This window comes from Methanolobus sp. ZRKC2 (assembly GCF_045291185.1).
GTDB lineage: Archaea > Halobacteriota > Methanosarcinia > Methanosarcinales > Methanosarcinaceae > Methanolobus.
Genome location: NZ_CP146980.1, coordinates 849,185 through 873,373 on the forward strand (window position 1 = coordinate 849,185; position 24,189 = coordinate 873,373).

Genomic DNA, 24,189 nt, shown 5'->3' on the forward strand with positions numbered 1-24,189 from the left:
ACCTGGATTTATTTTTCATCCTTGCTTAAGACCAGATCTACGGACCCTATAATAAGTTCGTTAACGTCTGTCTTGTCCCGGACCAAGCTGTCTTTCTCAACACTCCATTGTTTTGGTTTTGGATTTGCTGATGGTTCCGGTTGCTTTTTGAAGATTTCAGGCTTTCTGGAAAGCAGATCTATATGACTCATAATGAATTCGTTCACATCGATCTTGTCCCGGATCAGCCGGTCTTTCTTAACATCCCATTGTTTTTTGGCATCAGGATTGCTAAGTATATCAATAGCTTTTTGGAGGGCTTCTTTGGAGTCATCGAAGCAGTGCATCATCTCGTATTTTGTCTCGAGCTCAGTGAAGTTACCCATGGTTCCCACCAGAGATGAAACATATATCGAAGGTGTGCCAAGTATTGCACTTTCAACGGCAGTTGTCCCGCCTTCGCCAAGATAGAGGCTTGCATTATACAGCAGATCATGCAGTTTTTCCGGACTGACACATATCCTGTATTTTTCCAGGCTGCTGTCGAGCTCCTGTTCAGCTGTAATGAAAACCTTTCCGTATTTTTCCAGCTCCTGGACAATTTCCAGCTTGTTTGTAATTCCGTGATGTCCCACGTCATGACTTGCACCCCATGAAACAAACCTGAGAACGATTATCCGATCATCCTTGTCCAGATTGAGCTCTGATAAGAAATCCGGGTCCGGTTCGAAATAATCCGGGGAAAGATATGCAAGTTCATGGAATCCATTGTAACGTATCTGCTTGTCTCCAAGGTCCCGCACATAGGATGAAGGTGTGAATACCTTATGAGCAAAAGGAAGCGTAACGTGGTTTGCAAGCTTTGCATGTTCTGTATCTGTGAATATGAACGATTGTTTGCCCATAAGCCATGCTACATGAGCTACACATGGATTCAAAACCCCTATCAACAGGTCCGGATCGAATTTTTTTGCGATTTTGAGGAGCTTAATGTCCCTTGAAACCCATTCCCGAATAAGGTTGCCTTTTCCGAAACCAATCTTGCTAAGAACCTCATACTTGATGCCGTAAGACTCAAGCAGATTCACAGTAACGTCTTTCTCCCTGGCAGTGACAAGCACTTTGTGCCCATTTCTTTCCAACCCCAACACGATATTCTTGAAGAAATGGACATGCGCAGGATGTCCTATATCAATGAGAACTCTCATTATACCCCCTTTTACTATTACACCTATCTCATATTTAATCATTTTTGAATAGTGATGATTTCCCATATAAAGTATATAAATGAGGGTTTACCTCTTTCCCGGAAACTGTGAGAATCACTTTTTATTAAATGAGTGACCTATATAGAATAGTCATTAGTGCCATGAGGACGGGGGTCAAAATGGAAAGATCGAAGATAGGACTACCAATACTGATTTTGCTTGTTGTTATTGCGTTGTACTTTGCCTACACTTACGGCATTGTAGAAGAAAAAGAGGAAGAAGAAGAAAAAGTTCAAATCGAAGAAGTTGAACCGGTGCCTGATATAATTGTTGCGAAGAAGGGAGCCCAGGCGCAGGTAATTGAAAATAGTACTCAACGGGTCCTGTATGAAGGCGATGATACCAGTGCTATCAGGGCTGCGGTAAGAGCTATTGATCAGGGAACAATTCTTGTCAACGAGGGAACATATACGATCACTTCACCGATCGTAGTTGGGTCAAATATCAGACTGGTTGGCGATAATAGTATTCTGAAAGGACACAGGATATTCAGGATATACGATGCAGAAAACGTAAGGGTTACAGGTTTTAAGTTTGCAGGTCCTGATGAAGAATATATAAGGCACACCGGAAGTTATGGTCTCCTGCAAATAGCAAACACAAAGAACTGTCTCATAGAAGACAATACTTTCACTGCTTTCAGCAATTATGGTGTCTACCTTTCAACACGCTCAACTTCCGACTATAACCAGGAAATAACAGTTAGAGACAACCAGTTCCTTGATTTTGGATATTGTGGAGTGATGATTGGTAAGCAGGCCAGTTCAATATTCGTTGAGGATAATATTTTCAAGAATATTAACACCCTTAAGCTAAACACAAACTCATATGGCACGGCTGTTGCCAAAGGCAATAATGCATACAAGTACTCGGAATATATCTATATAAGGAACAATACCGTTGAGAACAATCCCATGTGGGAAGGTATTGATAGCCACGGGTCCAACCATCTTTACATAGAAAACAACAGAATTATAGATTGCAGAATACCGATATCCGTCTCACACATAACTGAAGATAACATTTATGCAGAATCCCTGCACGATGTTAGCATCACCGGCAATTATATAGATGGAAATCTCGATGCTGCAAAACAGGACTCAGGTATCTATGTAATAGGAGGACGTAACGGCGCAAGTACTCCATACATCAATATAACCCTGAAAGATAACACCATCACGGAAGTTAACAACTGGCTATTTGGTGACGATGGTGCAATAGTACTACAAAATGTCGATGAAGTGCTTGTTTACAACAATACAATATCCAAAGTGGGCGGGACCGGAATAAACCTTGAGAATGCAAACAATGTCCTTGTACAAAAAAATGACATCAAGGACCTCGTCACAATTTCAGAGCCAAGAAGTGCAATTAGTGTCTCACATGTGACAAAAGACTATGCAATAGAAATAGAGGACAATGCCGTCGATCTTTCTGCCGAATGCGTGATCCATTTTGATGCCTCACCGGATATTTCCGAAAAAGAACTATGTATCGACCTGTCAGATTTTTCACTTTCAGATGTAGGAGAATCCAGTGAAAACATTTTCATATAAATACTTTCTACGAAACATAGTCTGAAAAACGAACATTTTTTTATAATCAATTCAAATAAAAATTGGATAGAAAATCTATTTTTTGAACTATTCAAGTATATTGAAATTTACATACAATGTAACTTGTGCTTTACTTGTTATCCAGACATTTACCGGCCTCTTGAAGGTGTTTTAGCTAAACTTAAGTGTTTTTTTAGCTCTGATAGCACATATATAGTTGAAAGTATATTTAGAAAAAGCCTGTCACAATATGTGATGATTTGCGTAAAATTTGTCATAAAAAAGAGGTTTGTGGAAATTTATTTTCCCCATAGGGCCTTTGGATTTATTTTATTGTCGAATTATGATGTGTTTTGGACAGGTTGACCTGGATTACTACAAAAAACACTCTTACTGAAAAACATGAGTTGAGAAGGTCAAAAAATGGATACTAGAAGAAAAACGACAAGCCTACTAATGGTTTTCTTGTTCCTAAACTTAAGTATAGGAACAGTAATCTCCTCAGCGGCTGTGACAAACGGTTCTGAAGAGATCGACTACACGATACGCGTTTCTAAAAATGCCGGTACAAACCTTGTACAGACAATTGAAGGAGAGGTCATATACCAGGGAACAAGCGATGTAGGAGCCATAAAGGCAGCAGTCAATGCCATTAACAGTGGCGTTATCCTGATAGATTCAGGAACATATATGATCAGCTCACCTGTGTCATTGAAATCCAATATAGAAGTGGTCGGAAATGACGCTGTGCTTAAAGGTTACAAGATATTCACGATAAGCGGTGCTACAAACGTCAAAGTGAGCGGACTCAAGCTCACCGGTCCCGACCAGTTGTACGGGTCTGTTGGAAGTAGTTCCGGTCTCATCAACATCGTGAACAGTAACAACTGTATCATAGAAAGCAATACATTCTACAATTTCAGGGATTATGGTGTGAACGTGGCCGTTAGTTCTACATCCCATAAGAACGAGCAGATAACCATCAGAAACAATGAGTTTCTTGATTACGGTTACGCCGGTGTTATGATCTGGAAACAATCATATCACATCTATGTGGAGGATAACACCTTCAAGAACATCAATACCAGAGCTGTGAATGCAAATGCTTATGGAGTAGCTGTTGCCAAGGGAAGTAACTCTTACAAGCACTCAGAGTACATCTACATCAGACACAACTGGATAGAGAACAGTCCCATATGGGAAGGGATAGACAGCCATGGAGCTAACCATGTCTATATCCAGGACAACACAGTTCTGGACTGTAAAGTGCCAATAGCCGTTTCCTACCAGACCAGTGGAAGTTACCCTCTGCCGGTTCATGATATAGTCATTACCGGAAACTATGTGAAAGGGAACATGAACTCCCCATACAAACAACATTCAGGAATTCATATTCTGGGCGCGCGCAACTATGCACAGCCATATACTAACATCAATGTCTCCGGTAATACGATCATGGATGTTAACAGCTGGCTGGTTAGTGACGACGGAGCCATAGTCCTGAGAGACGTTAATGGCGGTATCGTCGACAATAACCTGATATCCGGTGTCGGAGGAACCGGTATCAACCTGAAGAACGCTGACAATCTGGTCGTTCAGAACAACGACATAAAGAACCTCAAGCAGATCTCAGGATCTACAAAGGGTATAGAGATGCAGGCTGTGCAGAAGAGCTTCAGTACAACTATAAGAGACAACAACTTTGACAGCTCTGTGGGCTACCACGGATATGCAAACTCAGGCTACACATACAGCGTAAATCTGATCAATGAAGTATCGTCAAAGTTTGCGGGTTCCCTGAAGCTTAACGTCCAGACGGGCACACCAGCTACCTCTACAGTAGAACCACCACTTACCCCACCAAAACCCCGTCCTCTTGACGACACAAACGAACCGGATTCCGGAACAGGGACACCACCTGACACAACTCCGGAAGAAAGCACGGATCCAGGCAGTACCAGTGGCATAGAGCACGACATCAGTGTTTACAAGGACTCTGGTAGAACAATTGTCAAGACAAGTGACGGAGAGTTAGTGCACAGCGGAAGCAGTGATGCTGAAGCCCTAAAAGCTGCGGTCAATGCGATCGATCAGGGTACTATTCTGGTCAATGCAGGGGCATATACAGTCAGCTCATCGGTTTCACTGAAATCCGGTATTGAAATGATCGGAAACGATGCAGAAATCAAAGGTTACAGCATTTTCCGTATCAGTGATGCAACAGACGTAAAGGTAACAGGTTTTACATTCAGTAACCCGGACCAGTCCTATCTGGTACGCTCAGGTAGCACAGGTCTTGTTGAAGTAGAGAACAGTGAAAACTGTCTCATTGAAAACAATACTTTCAGCAATTTCAGGGATTACGGAATCGACCTGGAAACCCCGACAACTTCCAGCCACAACAAACAGATAACCATAAAGGACAACGAGTTCCTTGACTACGGTTACGCTGGTGTTATGATTGGCAAGCAGGCAAGTGATGTATATGTTGAGAACAACCTGTTCAAAGACATCAATACAAGAAAGCTGAACGGTATTTCCTATGGTGTTGCAATAGCCGCAGGAAGTAGCACGTACCAGTATTCCGAGAATATTTACATCAGAAACAATACTATCGAGAACAATCCGGTATGGGAAGGTATCGATAGTCTTGGTGCAAACAACCTTTTCATCGAAGACAATGAAATCATAGACTGTAGAATACCAATATCAGTCGCTCAGATTAATACCGATGGAAAGTACCCTGTACCAGTCCATGATGTAACTATAAAAGGAAACTACCTGAAGGGAGACTTCTCTGCTGAAAAGCAGGATTCCGGTATCTATGTGCTCGGTGGACATAACAGCGCATGGACGGTTCTCCAGCCATACCAGAGAGTAACAGTTTCTGAAAATACTATTGTTGATGTCAACAACTGGCTATTCTCAGATGACGGTGCTATCGTGTTACAGAACGTAAACGAAGCTTCCGTTGACGACAACATGATCTCAGGTGTGGGCGGAACAGCCATCAACCTGGAGAATGCGGACAATGTGATAATGCAGAATAACAGCATCAAGGATATAAGGAAAATTTCCGGTTCTACAAAGAGTATAGAATTGCTTCCGATTTCAAAGGATTTCAACCTGACTCTTAAGAACAATACTTTTGATGATTCTGCAGATTACAATGCATATGCATACTCCGAATACGGAAACCTGTACGAAGTAGGTGTAACAGAACAGGATACGTCAAAGTTCTATACTTCAAACGGAGCTATAAACCTGACAATTCTTGAAGATACACCAACCGATCCTGAAACACCAACCACACCTCCAACGGAACCTGAGGATCCGCCGGTCATAGCACCGGACTATGATATCAGTGTCTCCAAGAATGCAGGAACGACAGTCGTCAAAACAAATGCAGATGAGGTAGTGTACAGTGGAAGCAGTGATGCCGAAGCTCTAAAAGCTGCGGTCAATGCGATCGATCAGGGTACTATTCTGGTCAATGCAGGGACATATACAGTCAGCTCATCGGTTTCTCTGAAATCCGGTATCGAAATGATCGGAAACGATGCAGAAATCAAAGGTTACAGCATTTTCCGTATCAGTGATGCAACAGACGTAAAGGTAACAGGTTTTACATTCAGTAACCCGGACCAGTCCTATCTGGTACGCTCAGGTAGCACAGGTCTTGTTGAAGTAGAGAACAGTGAAAACTGTCTCATTGAAAACAATACTTTCAGCAATTTCAGGGATTACGGAATCGACCTGGAAACCCCGACAACTTCCAGCTACAACAAGCAGATAACCATAAAGGACAACGAATTCCTTGACTACGGTTACGCTGGTGTTATGATTGGAAAGCAGGCAAGTAATGTATATGTTGAGAACAACCTGTTCAAAGACATCAATACAAGAAAGCTGAACGGTATTTCCTACGGTGTTGCAATTGCTGCGGGAAGTAGCACGTACCAGTATTCCGAGAATATTTACATCAGAAACAATACTATCGAGAACAATCCGGTATGGGAAGGTATCGATAGTCTTGGTGCAAACAACCTTTTCATCGAGGACAATGAAATCATAGACTGTAGAATACCAATATCAGTCGCTCAGATTAATACCGATGGAAAATACCCTGTACCAGTCCATGATGTAACTATAAAAGGAAACTATCTGGAAGGCAACTTCTCTGCTGAAAAACAGGATTCAGGTATCTACGTGCTCGGAGGACGCAATAGTGCCAGAACAGTGATCCAACCTTACATAAGAGCAAATGTCTCCGACAACACCATTGTTGATGTCAACAACTGGTTGTTCTCAGATGACGGTGCAATTGTGTTGAGGCATGTAAAATATGCTGTTGTTAATAACAACTACATCTCCGGAACAGGAGGAACAGGCATTAACCTGGAGGATGCCACAGAGGTAGTCCTGCAGGACAATGAAATAAAGAACATGAAGAAGATCGCAGGTTCAATAATAGGTTTGAAGATGCTTCCTATCATACAGGATAATGTCATCTTGCTCAATAACAACACCTTTGATGATTCTGCAACCTACAATGCCTATTCGGATGCCAAGGACGGACACAAATATCAGGTTAACTTGATGAACCAGGACACATCAAAGTTCTATACCTCCAACGGAGGCATGGACCTGGTAACCCTCAGCGAACCGGAGCCAGAAGTTGATGAAACGCCGGTAGCGAACCTGGCAGTCAGAGTTGTCCCGGCAGGAAACAGCCTCACCTTTGACGGCGGGGAATCTACCGATGATAACGGTATTGTCTCATATTCCTGGGACTTCGATGCATCTAATGGCATCCAGGAAGAGGCTACCGGGGAAATCGTGTCGCAAGAGTTCTCCGCACCAGGGAAATTCGAGGTCACATTGACTGTGACTGATATAAAAGGACAACAAGACACAGACAGTTTACTAGTCGTAGTGAACTGAAGCTGAAATCATGATTAGCAGGTCACACCTGCTGATCAAACTTTTTTCTTTTTTGAAATTAATTGCCTGGCAAGATTTTTTCCACATATTCTGCCTTTGAGAGCATATTTTTGACCTGCAAGAAGCAGGTAGCAATTCTTAAGCATCTAGCCAGAAATAAGCCGGTTAATCAATAACCTGATACTGAGTTCATCAAGATTTATCTGCAGGATCATGTTACTGCATACCATACTTTTTCCGTTAAGTCGAGAATATTTGTCAGACTTCTTCCAAAAAGAATCAGTATATGGATAAACTATGCAGGAAGAGACACTACAGTCCATAGAACATTTTTGTTACATATAATTACTATGCAATGTAACCAGTAATTAGAACAAAATCCAGGTTACTTAGAGTCGTAAAAACGATTTTAAGCCAACTTTGACCTTTTTTTAGTCCTGACAGCACATATATACTTTAAAGTATACTACCCAGTAGCCTGTCACAATATGTCATGAATTGTATCATAATATTCTCAAAACATCAGGATATGAAATAATAATTTCATTGCTGATACCCAAAGGATACGATACAACTTGATAGATATGTTTTGGACAGGTTGACCTGAATTACAAAAAACACTCGTTAATGAAAAACACAAGTTGAGAAGGTCAAAAAATGGATACTAGAAGAAAAACTACAAGCCTGTTAATGGTTTTCCTGATCCTTAGTTTAAGTATATCAGTAAGCTCTTCAGCAGCTGTGAAAGAAGGATCTGAAGAAATCGACTACACGATACGCGTTTCTAAAAATGCCGGTACAAACCTTGTCCAGACAAGTGAGGGAGAGGTCATATACCAGGGAACAAACGACGTGGGAGCCATAAAGGCTGCAGTCAACGCTATAGACAAAGGTACTATCTTGATCGACTCAGGAACATATATGATCAGCTCACCTGTGTCACTGAAATCCAACATAGAAGTAGTCGGAAACGAAGCTGTGCTTAAAGGTTACAAGATATTCACGATAACTAGTGCTACAAATGTCAAAGTAAGCGGACTCGAGTTCACCAATCCTGACCAATCATACAGGGCGGTTGCAAGTGGCTCCGGACTTATTGATATTGTAAACAGCAACAACTGTCTGATAGAAAGCAACACATTCCGCAATTTCAGGGACTATGGCGTGAATGTCGCCGTAGGATCTACATCCCATAGAAATGAGCAGATAGTTATCAGGGATAACCAGTTCCTTGATTACGGTTACTGCGGAGTTATGGTTGGGAAACAATCCTATCACATCTATGTAGAGGATAACACTTTCAAGAACATCAATACCAGAGCTGTGAATGCAAATGCTTATGGAGTAGCTGTTGCCAAGGGAAGTAACTCTTACAAGCACTCAGAGTACATCTACATCAGGCACAACTGGATAGAAAACAGTCCCATATGGGAAGGGATAGACAGCCATGGGGCCAACCATGTCTATATCCAGGACAACACAGTTCTGGACTGTAAAGTGCCAATAGCCGTTTCCTACCAGACCAGCCAGGGTACCTACCCTCTACCTGTGCACGACATAGTCATCACAGGGAACTATGTTAAAGGGAACATGGATTCCCCATATAAACAACACTCCGGAATTCATATCCTGGGTGCGCGCAACTATGCACAGCCATATACTAACATCAATGTCTCGGGAAATACTATCGTGGATGTTAACAGTTGGCTGATCAGTGATGATGGAGCTATAGTCCTGAGGGATGTCTACGGTGGTATCGTTGAGAATAACCTGATATCCGGCGTCGGAGGAACCGGCATCAATCTACTGAATGCTGGCGATCTGCTTGTCCAGAACAATGACATACAAAACCTCAAGCAGATCTCAGGATCGACAAAGGGTATAGAAATGTCAGCCGTAAAAAAGAGCTTCAGCACAACAATCAGAGACAATAAATTTGATAGTTCTGTAGGTTATCACGGATTTGCAAACTCAGGTTACACATACACTGTAACACTTGTAAATCAGATACAATCCAGTTTCGGAGGGTCTCTGAAGCTCAGCGCCACAACAGACTCCACAACCGTCAACTCCCCGGTAACACCACCATTGACTCCACCTGAACCCCGCACCTGGGATGAGTCTGGCGAGTACAGTACCGTGTCAATAATTGGCGGTTTCGGAATCACAGATTCCAGAATAAGCATATCCAAGGATGCTGATACTACAGTTGTCAAAACCAGCAATGGAGATGTCATATACAGTGGAACCAGCGACGATGGAGCAGTCAGGACTGCAATTAATGCAGTTGAACAGGGAACTGTAACATTCAACGAAGGCACATATGCCCTCAGCTCTGCCGTGGTCCTCAAATCAGATATTGAACTGATAGGTGATAGCGCCAAAATTCAGGGATACAACATATTCCAGCTAAAGGACGTTTCCAATGTCTCAGTCAGGGGATTTACCTTCAGCGGCCCTGATGAAAATTATTCCGCACGTGCCAGCAGCACAGGCCTCATTGACATCCAGAACAGTGAGAACTGCCTTATTGAAGACAATGTGTTCACCAACTTCAGGGATAATGGAATTAACCTGATGACTTCTTCCGTGTCCGATCATAACCAGCAAATAACCATAAGGAATAATGAATTCCTTGATTATGGTTACACCGGCGTTATGATAGGAAAGCAGTCAAAGAACATAGCCGTTGAAGAAAACACATTCAGGGATATTGATGTCAATGGCCTGAACAAACACTCTTTCGGAGTAGCTGTTGCCAAAGGAAGCAGTACCTACCAATATTCAGAGTACATCTATATCAGGAACAATATCGTGGAGAATAATCCAGGGTGGGAGGGTATTGACAGTCACGGAGCTAATTACCTCTTCATTGAAAACAATGAAATTACAGACTGTAAAATACCAATATCTGTGACCCAGGTTAATGACGATGACAGATATCCGGTACCCCTGCGTGACCTGAAGATTAGTGGAAATAAGATACGGGGAAGCTTCTCCGAAGAGAATCAGGATTCGGCCATTAATGTCTTCGGAGGGAACAATAATGACAACACTGTCATTAAGCCCTACTTTAAGGTAACCATTTCAGGGAACAACATCGAAGACAGAAACAAATGGCTGTCAGTGGACACTGCTATGACAATGCACAATGTCGATAATGCTGTAGTCGAGAACAATATTATCTCGGGAAACAGTGGCGCAGCTGCATAAGATTAACAGAGAAGCTGAAAAAGGTTGATTGGCACAAGCTTCTCAACCGACTTTTTTTCCATGTTCACCCGACTTAAGATTATGTTTGCCTTTTATACCTCCTTATTCCCTGAAGTTGGGATATTCCTGTAGTTCGGAATAATAAATTTGCATCGGGGCCTACTAATTCCGGAAAGTTGCATTATAGCAATTTACACTTACTTTAATAATCTATGCCGTAACTAGTGAACCATTAATAAGGAAGCCCTAAAAGAGCTTTAAAATAGATTTAAAACAACTTAAACCCTTTTTTGCACCTGCAAGGATATATATAGTTAAACGTATATTATCGAGGAGCTCGTCACAAAATACAGTTACCCCAATTGACCCATTGGCTCCAGAGCGGACACTTATCCCCAAAGTGTCATACACAGTTCAAGTCAAATGGGCAATATCGACCCAAGACTCTATTTTTGACAGCATGACCTAGAATAATCAAAGAAAAACGGTTATGAAACACTCAATTTGAGAGGTCTAAAATGGATAATAGAAGAAAAACTACAAGCCTGTTAATGGTTTGTCTGTTCCTCAGTTTTGCTTTAGGAACAGCAATTCCTGCAGTTGCCGAAGAGAACGGTGCTGAAGGAATCAACTACAAAGTAAGCATTTCCAAAGACACCACCACAACATCTGTCCACACAAAGGACGGACAACTAATATACGAAGGAAATAACGACGTAGAAGCCATAGAGGCTGCAGTAAATGCTGTTGATGAAGGTATCATTCTGTTCAACTCCGGCACATATGCAATTAGTTCACCAATTGAACTGAAATCAAACATAGAGCTGGTTGGAAACGATGCGGTGCTTAAAGGATACAGTATCTTCAACATATCAAATGCTACAAACGTTACAATCAGAGGATTCGAATTCAGTGATCCAGACGAAGCCTACCTGCCGGTTGTCGGTGACGTAGGACTCATCAAATTTGAGAACAGTAACAACTGTCTTATCGAAGGCAATAAGTTCACAAATTTCAGAAGCTACGGCGTATACCTTGATGTCACTTCACCATCCTACCACAATGAAGATATCACAATTAAGAACAACGAGTTCCTTGATTTCGGCTACTGTGGAGTGATGATCGGTAAACAATCCAGTAATGTATACGTTGAAGAAAACCTGTTCAAGGACATCAACACCAGGAAGATCAATGTCAACTCCTATGGTGTTGCCGTTGCTAAAGGAGATAGCTCATACTCATATTCGGAGTTCATCTACATCAGGAGCAACACCGTCGAGAATAATCCCGTATGGGAAGGTATCGACAGCCACGGCTCAAGCAATCTCTTCATAGAGGACAATACGATCACGGACTGTAAGATTCCAATCGCTGTCTCCCATAGTACAAGCGACGACAGCTATTCGGAAACCCTGCATGACGTAACAATCACAGGTAACCAGATCCAGGGTTACACTAACGGTCAGAAACAGGACTCAGGAATCTATGTCATAGGAGGACATGGAGGAGTAGTCCTCAAGCCGATCACAAATGTCAAAATTGCAGATAATACCATCCGTGACGTCAATAACTGGCTCATTTCAGATGATGGTGCCATTGTGCTACAGAGCGTTGATGGAGCTACTGTTGAGAACAACGACATCAACGGAGTCGGAGGAACAGGCATTAACCTGGAGAATGCCGACAATGTAGTGGTAAAAGGCAATAGTGTTGCAAGCATGAAACCAATATCAGGTGCAACACAGGGACTTGAAATTATTTCCTGTGGAAGCAATCTTGCCTTTGAAAACAACAATTTCGATGGTACGGTAGAAGTTCCGGGCATCTGATACCCGGTGACGTTAAGTGACGGACATAGTTCCTGCTACCTCAGGAGCTAAAACCGTAACAACCGAATACTTGATCAGACATGTGGTTGGCGGATCAATACTTGTCCGCCAACCATACCTCCTTCCTTTATTTTTATTCTACATTCATACAAAATTTTTTCCATTAGATATCAATATCCATTGTCTTATAGCATTCCCTCATGTCAAACAACATTGCAAAGAGGAGGAACTGTAACCCTGCAATGATGAAAAGGGCATCTATCAATGGAAGACTTGATGGTACGGACCAGCCTGTAATGAAGTTTGCAACCAGTATGTACAATGTCAGAAGAGCACCCAGAGGCAGGAAAATCATCCCGAAAGCGTAGAAAAACACAAGTGGATGGAAACTCAGAATAGAGTATTTCATCTTGAGCCTCCAGAGGAATTTCTTCAGGAGCATAGTAGATACCTTGGTCATATACCTCCCGTACTTTATACTTGATTTCTCATCACCATAGTGTGCAGGCATAGAAACATCAAGGGTCTTAAAACCGAATGTATTGAGCTTCACCAGCATATCATTGCAGTAACCATAATAAGTGTAAAGGCTATCGATTTCCATGTTGGACAGGGCCTTCTTTGATATTGCAGTATAACCATTCTGAGGGTCCATTACATGCCAGTATCCACTACTTATCTTTGTGATCAGAGTCAGAATAGAGTTTCCGAAAAGACGCCAGGAACTCATTCCCCCACGGAATTCTTCGGATTTAAGACGGTTACCCTTTGTATAATCTGCTTTTCCCTGGATGATTGGCATCAGCAGGTTGGGCAAAAGTGCCGGATTCATCTGGTTATCGCCACCCATGACAACAATCAGATCCATATCTTCCTGCAAAGCCCTCTTGTAACCATGCAGGATCGCAGCACCAACTCCCTGGTTTTCCTCATGAGTTATCACGGATAAGCGTCGATCCTCGATCGAATTCAAAACATCGGCAGTATTGTCAGTACTGGCGTCATTGATAACATATATCCTGTTGACATAGTCCGGAATGCCATTTACAGTGATTGCGATCAGCTTTTCCTCATTATAGGCAGGTACCACAACACCTATTTTATTTTTATAGAAGATGTCGGTGTTCCCTTCCTCCAGTTTGTTGACGCTAATTTCCTTCACTTTCATTCCGGCATCCGATACATCTTTGACAAGAGAAAGTTCCATTGGCAAAGAGTCCGGCTCGAATTTCATGAAGTTTGCTGACTGGGCTGAAAATGCCGCATATCCAATATTATCATAGAGAAACTTTACGAAATGCTGCCTGTCCGAATCAGGAACATGACCGTTTCCATTACCATTATTACCTGCTATTAGCGACTGTATATCGTACCTGAACCCATTATCAGGGTAAGGGCTGTAACCCACTACCGCATCTGCTTCAAGCCACATAACAGGATCTATTAATTTCGGTATCTCTTCCGAGTTATACAATTGTCCCGGATTAATTACAAGGACAGGACCTTCCCCGAATCGCTCTGAAAACTTAAAAGCGGACTTAAGAGCCTCCATTTTTCCTTTATGTTCTTCATGCCTGATTACATAAGTATCCATCTTTTCTGCGACATATGCAGTAGAATCCGTACTACCGTCATCAACCACTACTATATTGTCAACATATACCCCTGCCTTTTTAATGACGTCATGTATGTTAGCCTCATCATTATAGGCAGGTATTATACCTGTTATCCCCATATTTTACTCCCCTTCTTACGGTTCCAATTAATGTATGATTTTGCAAGCTGTTCACTGATTGAAATACCAGCAATGTCAATCAGGACATGCTCACATTCCCACTCCAAGTAACAAAATGAGTTTCAAATTAATAATATTATCGTATGGTGATGAATAATGCAGGCAATTTAAGCATAATAGAGAATTATATTCTTTGCATGATAGGTAACATATATGAGTGCTCAAATTGATTTTTGTGGATTTAATCCACTAATTGCATATAACTATCAATCTTTGAGCATGTTGTGTTTTTTACCAAACACCCGCTTCTTAAACACGTATCTTATTTTTATCAGATTCAATTTCAGAAAAGTTAGATATATATAAAGTTATTATTTTATCCACTTGTATCAAAATTCAGGATAGAGCCAATAAGAGCAACGAAGTGTTAAAATGACTGGAAGCGGATTATCAAAATGTAAAGTGCTTGTAACCGGAGGAGCGGGATTTATCGGCAGCCATGTTGCAGACAAACTCGTTGAGATGGGAAATGATGTTACTGTTTTTGATAATCTTAGTTCCGGACGGATGAAGTTTATCTCACATCATGCAAACAATTCGAAGCTCAGGCTGATTGAAGGTGACCTGCTTGATACTGATGCTATTGAAGCGGCATGCAAGGATATTGACCTTGTATTCCATGTTGCAGCAAACCCTGACGTTCGCCTTGGCGGCGTGGACACCAAAGTACATTTTGAACAGAATATCACAGCTACACATAATCTTCTGGAAACAATGCGCAAGAGAGGCTTAAAAGAAATTGCCTTTACGTCCACCTCTACGATTTATGGAGAAGCTGCAGAGATCCCAACACCAGAAGGATACGGACCATTAGTACCCATATCACTGTATGGTGCATCCAAACTTGCCTGTGAGGGGCTGATAACATCCTATTCGCACACCTTTGGGATGCGATCATGGATATTCCGCTTTGCCAATATAATTGGTGACAGGAGCACTCATGGCATTATCGTGGATTTCATAGACAAACTAAGAAAAAACAATGCCGAACTTGAGATTCTGGGTGACGGCAGGCAATCCAAATCCTACCTGCACGTAAGAGAATGTGTGGATGCTATGATGTTCTCGGTTTCCGAAAGTGATGAGGAAATTAATATTTTCAACATTGGCTCGGAAGATGCTACCAACCCTACCCGTATCGGAGAGATAATTGTTGAAGAAATGGGATTAAACGATGTTAAGTTCAAATATACCGGCGGCTCCAGGGGCTGGAAAGGAGATGTGCCGAAGATGATGCTTTCTGTAGATAAGCTAAAGCAAATGGGGTGGACACCAAAATGGAGCTCCGAGCAGAGTGTCAGAGAAACCGTGAGATCACTGCTGGAAAACTATTGAACCTGACTTGATAAAATAATAAATATAAGACTGTCAGGACGCAAACATTTTCCAGAGGTATACAGGAAGACAGCAGGATTTACTGACAGGACCTGGCGAAAAACCTGCAGAGAGAATTTGATATTTATCACAGTATGTACCTTCGCCATTTTCAGTGCAGATAAGAGGTTTACCACTGCTAGTTCACATTTATTGTGAAATATGCTCCATACTGTTACTTCAGAGTATAAAGTGAAAACTTATTAGAGCATATGTTTTTCAGTTGACCCGGGAAGTTGTTAATTCAAAATAGCAAGCTTCTGATTACCTGGATGATTGAACCAAGCACATGGAAATCAAAGATGCTGAAAGAGCTGTCAGAGAGAGGGTACAGATATGGAATATTACCACCTGCAAAGTCGTCCAACACCAGGTGAAAGAAAAACATTATTCCAACCATTAAACCCAAAGATGCAGTCTTTATACGATCCAGATAAATAAAATAACATAGAGTGCTTGCCAAGACAACAGTAATCAGGCCAAAGAGTATTGAATGACTTGGCAAAGGACCAATCATATTATGTCTCAGATTTCCGTTCAAGATAAAATTCCAGACAGCGGATACGTCCGGGAAAAGAGCAGCTATTCCGCCAGCTATCAGCAGTACTGCTAAAAAACCCTTGTCACGAAAACGCAGGTTCCCTTCAAAGCTCAGCGTAGCTATTAAAATGATCACGGCAACGAGGACCGAGAGCCCGAAAAACAACAGATGAGTAGGAGGATACGGCATTGTGAACAACTCTTGTTTATATATATTTAACTAACAATTACAAAAAGCAACCTGTGAAAAAACGGTAGCTAGATTAGTAATTGAATGCAACAACCATCTACAATAGCTTGCAATAAGCATCAGCGGAACTGACCAGCAATACTTCAAGACGTGAGCATACCAATAACATAGCAGATATAGCAGATCCTATGTCAGAAAGATACACACGTGCCCCACTTCATCTAGGCTCTTTTCTGACTTAAACTTATTTGTCACTCTAAAAAATGCAAGAACCTGATAACTGTATTAAAAGTAAAAAATGCTTTGCACTTTTTGCAAAGCTAGCTTCCAAAAAAAACTAAAAAGATCATCCGAATCTAGAGAAGGGAACCTCAAAGAAAAGAAGCTTTTAAGTAAGGAATCCAAATATACTGCTGGATGAAAATATAAATATTATAATAATTATATTTATGAATGAATGTGCTAAGTGAATCACAGTATTTATGCAGAAATACAATATTAAAAGTCGAGTTTCATCCTCTCCAACTTGAAAAATAGATGTTATGAGAAAAACACAGATCGTTGATTCCTTACATGAATGTCATCTACAAAAAATGAACTATCATATACATCCAAAAATATACTCTGATTTTCGTTTTCTATGCATCCTCAAAATGAAAAATCGGAGAAATTATTTATTACAACATATCATATACGATATAGGTGGTTGGGGTAACAATAAATATTTTGTATCTCTGCAATAAGCAAGATTCTGAGAAAATGCTAAAAATTATATCTCAGATAGCTACTAGAATTATATTACTAAACAGATTTATGAATCAAAAATGTTTATATGTAAACACATTATATATTGGAAGAGAGTGGGTTGATGTATAGGAGTAACGACTATATCCATAGGTCTGCAAAAATATATGGCTCCACGACCATCGGAGCTAACTGTAAGGTCATGGAAAATGTAACTTTGGGATATCCCCAGCATGACATTTTGCAAAGAATTATAGATGAAGAAAGGGAGATAGAAAACTTCGATTTTCCTGGTTGCCAGATTGGGGAGGAGGCATTCATCCGGGCAGGTACAACCATCTTCAGTAATGTGAGTACAGGCAGGATGTTCAAGACCGGCCATAATGCAATGGTACGAGAAAAAACAACTATAGCAGACAATGTGCTGGTTGGTACCAACGTTATAATTGATGGTAATGTCACAATCGGGAACAATGTAAGTATCCAAGGTAATGCCTACATTCCCACACATGTTACTATAGAAGATAATGTTTTCATCGGACCCTGTGCAGTGCTTTCGAACGACAGGTATCCTGTAAGAGGAGAGTATGTTCCCGAAGGACCCATCTTAAGAAAAGGCGCATCCATAGGAGCTAATGCAACTCTTGTACCCGGTGTGGAAATAGGTGAAGGAGCCATGGTGGCTGCAGGCGCATTGGTTACAAAAGATGTACCTGCCTGGAAACTTGCTATTGGCTGCCCTGCACAAATAAAAGACCTGCCGGACATAATGCAATGTATAAATAAGATATAAAATATATAAATTAATACATATGAGGGGATACAATGATACCAATTGCAAAGCCACAACTTGACGAAGCTGAGGTCCAGGCTGTGAGTGACGTACTGCGTTCAGGAATGATAGCCCAGGGGCAGCGTGTGACTGACTTTGAGCAAGCGTTTGCCGAATACACGGGAGTTGACTACGCAATCGCCGTCAATTCCGGGACTGCTGCCTTGCATGCAGGTTTGCTGGCACACGACATCGGCCCGGGAGATGAGGTAGTAACAAGCCCGTTCAGTTTTGTCGCAACTGCAAATTCCATACTGTTCACAGGAGCTAAACCGGTTTTTTCAGATATCGATTATGACACTTTCAATCTTAATCCGGAAATGGTAGCTGAAAAAATCACAGACCGAACAAAAGCTATCATGCCCGTACATCTTTACGGCCATCCTGCTGACATGAAAGCCTATGAAGAGATTGCAAATGACAATGGGCTGGCACTTATTGAAGATGCCTGCCAGGCTCACGGTGCAACTTTCAACGGAAAAAAAGCAGGCTCATTCGGGACAGGGGCATTCAGTTTCTATCCTACCAAGAACATGACCACAAGTGAAGGTGGTATGATAACGACCAATGATGATGAAGTTGCAAAAAAAGCCAAAATGGTTCGTGATCACGGTTCAAGACAGCGGTATCTTCATGAAATGTTGGGATACAACCTGAGAATGACGGACATATGTGCCGCCATCGGCCTTGTACAGCTGGAAAAACTTGAAAGCTATACATCAAAAAGGCAACATAATGCACAATTGCTTACAAACGGCCTCCAGAATATCGAAGGTGTTATCTGCCCGACAGTCAGACAGGGTTACGGTCATGTTTTCCATCAATACACAATACGTATACAAAACAGGGATGAACTCGCATCCTTCCTGAAAGAGAAAGGCATAGGTACAGGCATTCACTATCCAATACCTATACACATGCAACCTTATTATCAGGAACTGGGATATACAGATAAGCTTCCGGTGGCCGAGGAACTGAGTGAGGAAGTACTTTCCCTCCCCGTACATCCGCAGGTTTTAGGGGAGGAAATCAATTTCATAATAGATTCATTAAAAGAATGGAGTGGTACCAGGTGATAAAAGCAGGAGTTATCGGCGCAGGATCAATGGGAAAAAACCACATACGCATCTATAGCGAAATGCCAGGTGTAGAGCTTGTGGGTATTTCGGATATTGATGCCGAGCTTGTAGAGGAACTTGCGAAGCAGCATAATACTCGACCTTTCACAGACTATAAAGAATTGCTTGCGGAAGGACTTGATGCTGTGAGCATTGTGGTTCCTACTAAAATGCATAAAGATGTAGCGATCGATGCTTTAAGGGCAGGGGCAAATGTACTTGTAGAAAAGCCAATTGCCGACAGTATTGAAAATGCAGAAACGATTCTCAATACGGCAAAGGAAGTTGACCGCTGTGTAATGGTTGGACATATCGAAAGGTTTAATCCTGCGATCATGAGACTTAAAGAAATAATAGATTCCGGCCTGCTCGGGAAAATCGTATCCATCTCTACAACAAGAGTCGGACCATATAATCCGAGAATAAGGGATGTAGGAGTAATCCTCGACATCGGCGTTCATGATATCGATGTCATATCTTTCCTCTACGGCAGGCATGTGAATCAGGTTTATGCAGTCGCCGGAGCCGACATCCATTCCATGGAAGATCACGCCACCATACACATGCGTTTTGACCATGAATTTTCAGGACTTGTAGAAGTCAACTGGCTTACACCACACAAAGTAAGGAAACTTACTGCTGTAGGCGTAAAAGGTGTTGCTTATCTTGATTATATAGACCAGACAGTCGAGCTTCATGACAATAGCTGGGTGAGAAAAGCCAAGATTGAACAAAAAGAGCCTCTCAGGAACGAACTTGAGCATTTTATTGATTGTATAGATAACAAGAGGCAACCGGAACCAGCCGGAGAGGATGGCATTCATGCACTTAATGTCAGCCTTGCTGCCATCAGGTCTTATCAAGAAGAGAAGATGATACACATATGAAGTGATACCATGAGCAACAAACTTGAAAGTATTTTAAGGGAAAAGGGACCCATAAAGAGAATTGGGGTTATCGGTATGGGCTATGTGGGAATTCCCGCTGCTGCACTTTTTGCCGATTCGGACAGATTTGACCATGTGTTGGGATTCCAGAGGAATTCTCCATCATCCGGTTATAAGATAGATATGCTGAACCGGGGAGAGAGTCCTCTTAAGGGAGAAGAACCGGGTCTTGAAGAACTCCTGCAAAAGGTTGTTGAAGCAGGTAAATTCGAATGCACACCTGATTTCTCAAGGATTGCGGAACTCGATGCTGTAACCCTTGCTATCCAGACGCCTTTTGCAGACTCAAAAGCACTTGAACCGGACTTTGGAGCGCTGAAGGAGGGCATCCGCAATGCAGGAAGGTATCTTCAGCCGAGTATGCTGGTGGTCCTTGAGTCGACTATCACACCTGGAACAACCGATGACATGGCTAGGAAGATACTGGAAGAAGAATCCGGTCTTGTGGCAGGAGAGGACTTCGCACTGGCCCATGCCCCTGAAAGGGTGATGGTTGGAAGACTACTGCGTAATATTCAGGAACACGACCGTATTGTTGGTGGTATCGACGAAGCTAGTACCGACAGAGCTGTCGAGTTGTACTCTCCTGTTCTGACAAAAGGAAATGTCATTCCCATGACAGCAACTGCAGCAGAGGTAACAAAGACTGCTGAAAACACATTCCGTGATCTGCAAATAGCAGCTGTGAACCAGCTTGCACTCTACTGCGAGTCTATGGGAATAAACGTATATGACGTAAGGACAGGTATTGACAGCCTCAAAGGTGAAGGCATAACAAGAGCAATGCTCTGGCCCGGAGCAGGGGTTGGTGGTCACTGCCTTACCAAGGATACATACCATCTTGAGCGTGGAGTAAAGTTAGGAAATGAAAACCTGGATTACCCTGAAAATGCGGAATCTATCTACGTACTTGCAAGGAGAGTAAATGACTTCATGCCAGTACACATGTATAACCTGACACAAGCTGCCCTTCAGAGAATTAATAAGGATATCAAAGACTCAAAAATAGCCATGCTGGGCTGGGCTTTTATCAATGATTCTGATGACGCACGCAATCCCCCTTCGGAGCCATACAGGGATATGATTGTTGATGCTGGTGCGGAGATTCTTATCCATGATCCACATGTACTCCAATATCCCGATGTAGATATATTGAAGGGTATGGAAGAAGTAGTACAAGATGCCGACGTTACAGTTTTGTTTACAGGGCATAAAGAATACTTTGACATCAACCCTGCTTCATTGAAATCACTTATGGGAAAAGAAAATCCTGTGATCATTGACGGAAGAAACGTAATAGAACCGGATAAGTTTATTGAAGCTGGTTTCATCTACAAGGGAATTGGACGTGGTGACAAGAATCAGCACCCAATCAAAGCCCAGATGAACGGTATACGCGTCTAAGTCTCATCTTGACGCACTTTTTCTTTCTTTTTTCTGCCATGAAGGCCTATTAAGAGCAAGGCAAAAAATGCAATTTGAGCTATTGTCACGCCGATTCCATCAGCATATATATCATGAATGCTGGACGTTCTTCCGGGAACATACATCTGGTGAATTTCATCACTTATGCCATAGAGTATGCCCGTTACAACGGCCAATAAAGCTGCATATTTTTTGAGGATTCTGTTGTCCGAATTCCTAAATGTAAGGTGCAAAAAAACTCCCAGGCCAAAATAAAGGAAAATGTGTGCTATTTTGTCACGATGCAAGTAAGAGTATTCCACAAAGTCAATTAAAAATCCCAGATTCTGACTTTCAAGAAAGTCCTTCAGCTGATACATGACAGGAACTTTAAACATGTGCGTAGGAACACCAATGTCTGATCTTGAGGAAAGATAAAAGATCATAGCAGCATAGAAAACTGTCAGGAGCAGAAATATATGCTTTTTGTTACTTTTGTAGTTAAAGCTCAGGATTTTTTGGACAATGTCAAGCAGTCCTCTCATACCATACAGTACCAAAATGATAATATTCAGAATTAATTTATTGTGCAAGAATGTTTTTTTTAAGTTCATAGGAGTGCTAGCCCAATTTGATTAATTAATCACTTTCCGGAAGTGACATTGTTTTATGGTACTTGCTTTTCGAGGAGAGATTGTCAAGCACTGTTATTTTAGAAGAAAGAACAAGTTTTTCTACAAAATAACTTCTGATCTGACCCACTCGCCAGTGATTAGAATTTTTTTAATGCTATTGAGATAATAGAGAGCGCATTATAAATCAATTCTGCTCAAGATCAATCCAAAATCCTTAATGATAAAATTAATCTGCTGAAAATAAGGTTTTATAGGGCATATAGTTCTACATTCTTCTTACCAAAAAACTCTCCTGAACTTGCAGATTCCATACAATGAAGGGTACAATACATTTCTTCACGTACAAAATCTTCATAAACATATATCGGACTACCACAAGCTGCACATTTAGTTTCAACTAACTTCATATATACCACCGATTTAAACTGCATGCGACTTAACCAAAATCACATACACATGATATTTGAATAGACAATAACCCATTTATCTTATTCACACTCCGTTATGTGGTGATCAAGTATATAAAGATAAGTGTACTCTACTATCTCATCATTATGAGAAGAACAAGATTGCAAATAGACTAACAACGGCCTTCAGACAGCATAAAAACTATATATTACAAACGTATAAACAATGATAATTAAATATTAATAATTATTTTTTAATAAAACGAGTTTTATGAGTGTCAATACTATGTTGGATATAGAATCACCTACAGTTGTCTTTGGCCTGATATTAATAAGCAGTTTCCTGCTTCCTTTCATCGCGGCCTACATATCAATACCCTATTTTATAAGGAAGTTAACTGAAAGAAAGATTCTGGCAAAAGATTACTACAAACGTAGGATCACAATGGTCCCGGATAGAGGTGGAATTGCCATCCTGCTTGTGGCCATGGTGAGCTTCTCACTCAATACCCTTTTTTTCAAGTTTTCAACAACAAATTACGTTGCACTTATAGTTGTTGCACTTTTCGGGCTGTTTGGAATTCTTGATGACATGATTGACATAGGCAGGGTGACAAAACTCCTCCTGATGTACTATTGCTCATATCCGCTTATTCAATACGCTACTACTACTGCATTCACTTTTCCGTCAATCGGAAGCTTTGAGCTGGGGATATTGTACCTGCAATTCATAGTCCCGACCTTTGTTCTTGTAGCTTCCAACCTTGTTAATATGCACTCAGGCTTTAACGGACTTGCTTCCGGCCTTTCGGTAATAGTCCTCATTTCACTGATAATAAGATCATTTTTGCTTGATGATGTTGAGAATATCTTTGCAATTGTAAGCATCACCGGAGCTACACTTGCATACTTCCTCTACGACAGGTATCCCTCCAAGATATTTTGGGGCAATGTAGGCTCATTAACAATAGGAGCAGCCATAGGTGCGATTGTTGTAATACAGGGATTCGTGATCAGTGGATTTATAATGCTTATACCCCATACCATTAACTTTCTGATGTATGTTTATTGGAGGATAAAGAAATTCCCTATAGCAAAGTTTGGAAAGGAACGTGAAGATGGAACACTAGAAGTTCCCAATCCACTTACCTTAAAATGGGTATTACCATATTACTACCGTGTTACTGAGAAACAGGCAACATGGGCAATGTATGCTCTGACCGGATTTTTCTGCCTTCTGGGAATATTCCTTCCTGGTAGCTTCTGAAGGCTTGAAGACTATATTAAGATTTGATATGACAAGCCGTGTATTACTAGTTGAGGCTCTTTTTTTGCCTGAAAAAGCATGGCAACAGAAGAACATTGTGAATCTTGATGAGCTAAAACAAACGAGTGCATCTCCTATGTGTCATAC

15 protein-coding genes are annotated in these 24,189 nt (G+C 41.4%); 10 read left to right on the forward strand and 5 right to left on the reverse strand.

Features of this window, described 5'->3' with window-relative positions; all coding sequences use genetic code 11:
- Nucleotides 1–8: 8 nt before the first annotated feature.
- Nucleotides 9–1,187 carry a DUF354 domain-containing protein gene (locus V7O62_RS04060; RefSeq protein ID WP_406657745.1) on the reverse strand — a complete coding sequence of 393 codons (1,179 nt, stop codon included), beginning with the start codon at nucleotides 1,185–1,187 and terminating at the stop codon, nucleotides 9–11.
- A gap of 179 nt (nucleotides 1,188–1,366) precedes the next feature.
- On the opposite strand from V7O62_RS04060, the gene V7O62_RS04065 reads away from it, so the two are divergent.
- From V7O62_RS04065 to V7O62_RS04080, 4 genes are all read left to right on the forward strand, one after another.
- Complete coding sequence (locus V7O62_RS04065; protein ID WP_406657746.1) at nucleotides 1,367–2,803, forward strand: right-handed parallel beta-helix repeat-containing protein; 1,437 nt, start codon at nucleotides 1,367–1,369, stop codon at nucleotides 2,801–2,803.
- Between the two features lie 423 nt (nucleotides 2,804–3,226).
- Nucleotides 3,227–7,747, forward strand: a complete 4,521-nt coding sequence (locus V7O62_RS04070; protein ID WP_406657747.1) for a right-handed parallel beta-helix repeat-containing protein — start codon at nucleotides 3,227–3,229, stop codon at nucleotides 7,745–7,747.
- 657 nt (nucleotides 7,748–8,404) lie between these two features.
- Nucleotides 8,405–10,960, forward strand: coding sequence for a right-handed parallel beta-helix repeat-containing protein (locus V7O62_RS04075; protein ID WP_406657748.1), 2,556 nt, complete (start codon nucleotides 8,405–8,407; stop codon nucleotides 10,958–10,960).
- Between the two features lie 518 nt (nucleotides 10,961–11,478).
- Nucleotides 11,479–12,789, forward strand: coding sequence for a right-handed parallel beta-helix repeat-containing protein (locus tag V7O62_RS04080; protein ID WP_406657749.1), 1,311 nt, complete (start codon nucleotides 11,479–11,481; stop codon nucleotides 12,787–12,789).
- Nucleotides 12,790–12,952: 163 nt separating this feature from the next.
- Here the strand turns inward: V7O62_RS04080 and V7O62_RS04085 are convergent, their stop codons facing one another.
- Entirely contained in the window at nucleotides 12,953–14,524 is a 1,572-nt protein-coding gene (locus V7O62_RS04085; protein WP_406657750.1) for a glycosyltransferase, read from the reverse strand.
- Nucleotides 14,525–14,956: 432 nt separating this feature from the next.
- Between V7O62_RS04085 and V7O62_RS04090 the strand changes: the two genes are divergently transcribed.
- A complete protein-coding gene (locus V7O62_RS04090) occupies nucleotides 14,957–15,919 on the forward strand; it encodes an NAD-dependent epimerase/dehydratase family protein (RefSeq protein ID WP_406657751.1) in 963 nt (320 codons plus the stop codon).
- Nucleotides 15,920–16,202: 283 nt separating this feature from the next.
- Here the strand turns inward: V7O62_RS04090 and V7O62_RS04095 are convergent, their stop codons facing one another.
- The gene (locus V7O62_RS04095; protein WP_406657752.1) at nucleotides 16,203–16,688 is read right to left on the reverse strand and encodes a metal-dependent hydrolase; all 486 of its coding nucleotides are present in this window, start codon (nucleotides 16,686–16,688) and stop codon (nucleotides 16,203–16,205) included.
- 868 nt (nucleotides 16,689–17,556) lie between these two features.
- On the opposite strand from V7O62_RS04095, the gene V7O62_RS04100 reads away from it, so the two are divergent.
- The 4 genes from V7O62_RS04100 to V7O62_RS04115 are packed head-to-tail and all read left to right on the forward strand — an operon-like array spanning nucleotide 17,557 to nucleotide 21,733.
- On the forward strand, nucleotides 17,557–18,225 hold the full coding sequence (locus tag V7O62_RS04100) for an acyltransferase (RefSeq protein ID WP_406657753.1): 669 nt from the start codon (nucleotides 17,557–17,559) through the stop codon (nucleotides 18,223–18,225).
- A gap of 32 nt (nucleotides 18,226–18,257) precedes the next feature.
- Complete coding sequence (locus tag V7O62_RS04105) at nucleotides 18,258–19,340, forward strand: DegT/DnrJ/EryC1/StrS family aminotransferase (protein ID WP_406657754.1); 1,083 nt, start codon at nucleotides 18,258–18,260, stop codon at nucleotides 19,338–19,340.
- Nucleotides 19,337–20,269 (forward strand): UDP-N-acetylglucosamine 3-dehydrogenase, encoded by a 933-nt coding sequence (locus V7O62_RS04110; RefSeq protein ID WP_406657755.1) that lies wholly within the window; start codon nucleotides 19,337–19,339, stop codon nucleotides 20,267–20,269. Before V7O62_RS04105 ends, V7O62_RS04110 begins: the two co-directional genes overlap by 4 nt.
- 9 nt (nucleotides 20,270–20,278) lie before the next feature.
- Nucleotides 20,279–21,733 carry a nucleotide sugar dehydrogenase gene (locus V7O62_RS04115; RefSeq protein WP_406657756.1) on the forward strand — a complete coding sequence of 485 codons (1,455 nt, stop codon included), beginning with the start codon at nucleotides 20,279–20,281 and terminating at the stop codon, nucleotides 21,731–21,733.
- Here V7O62_RS04115 and V7O62_RS04120 read toward each other — a convergent pair.
- Nucleotides 21,730–22,278 (reverse strand): VanZ family protein, encoded by a 549-nt coding sequence (locus V7O62_RS04120; protein WP_406657757.1) that lies wholly within the window; start codon nucleotides 22,276–22,278, stop codon nucleotides 21,730–21,732. The genes V7O62_RS04115 and V7O62_RS04120 overlap by 4 nt on opposite strands.
- 338 nt (nucleotides 22,279–22,616) lie before the next feature.
- On the reverse strand, nucleotides 22,617–22,775 hold the full coding sequence (locus tag V7O62_RS04125; protein WP_406657758.1) for a hypothetical protein: 159 nt from the start codon (nucleotides 22,773–22,775) through the stop codon (nucleotides 22,617–22,619).
- A 271-nt stretch (nucleotides 22,776–23,046) separates the two neighbouring features.
- On the opposite strand from V7O62_RS04125, the gene V7O62_RS04130 reads away from it, so the two are divergent.
- Complete coding sequence (locus V7O62_RS04130; protein WP_406657759.1) at nucleotides 23,047–24,042, forward strand: MraY family glycosyltransferase; 996 nt, start codon at nucleotides 23,047–23,049, stop codon at nucleotides 24,040–24,042.
- Nucleotides 24,043–24,189: the final 147 nt, after the last annotated feature.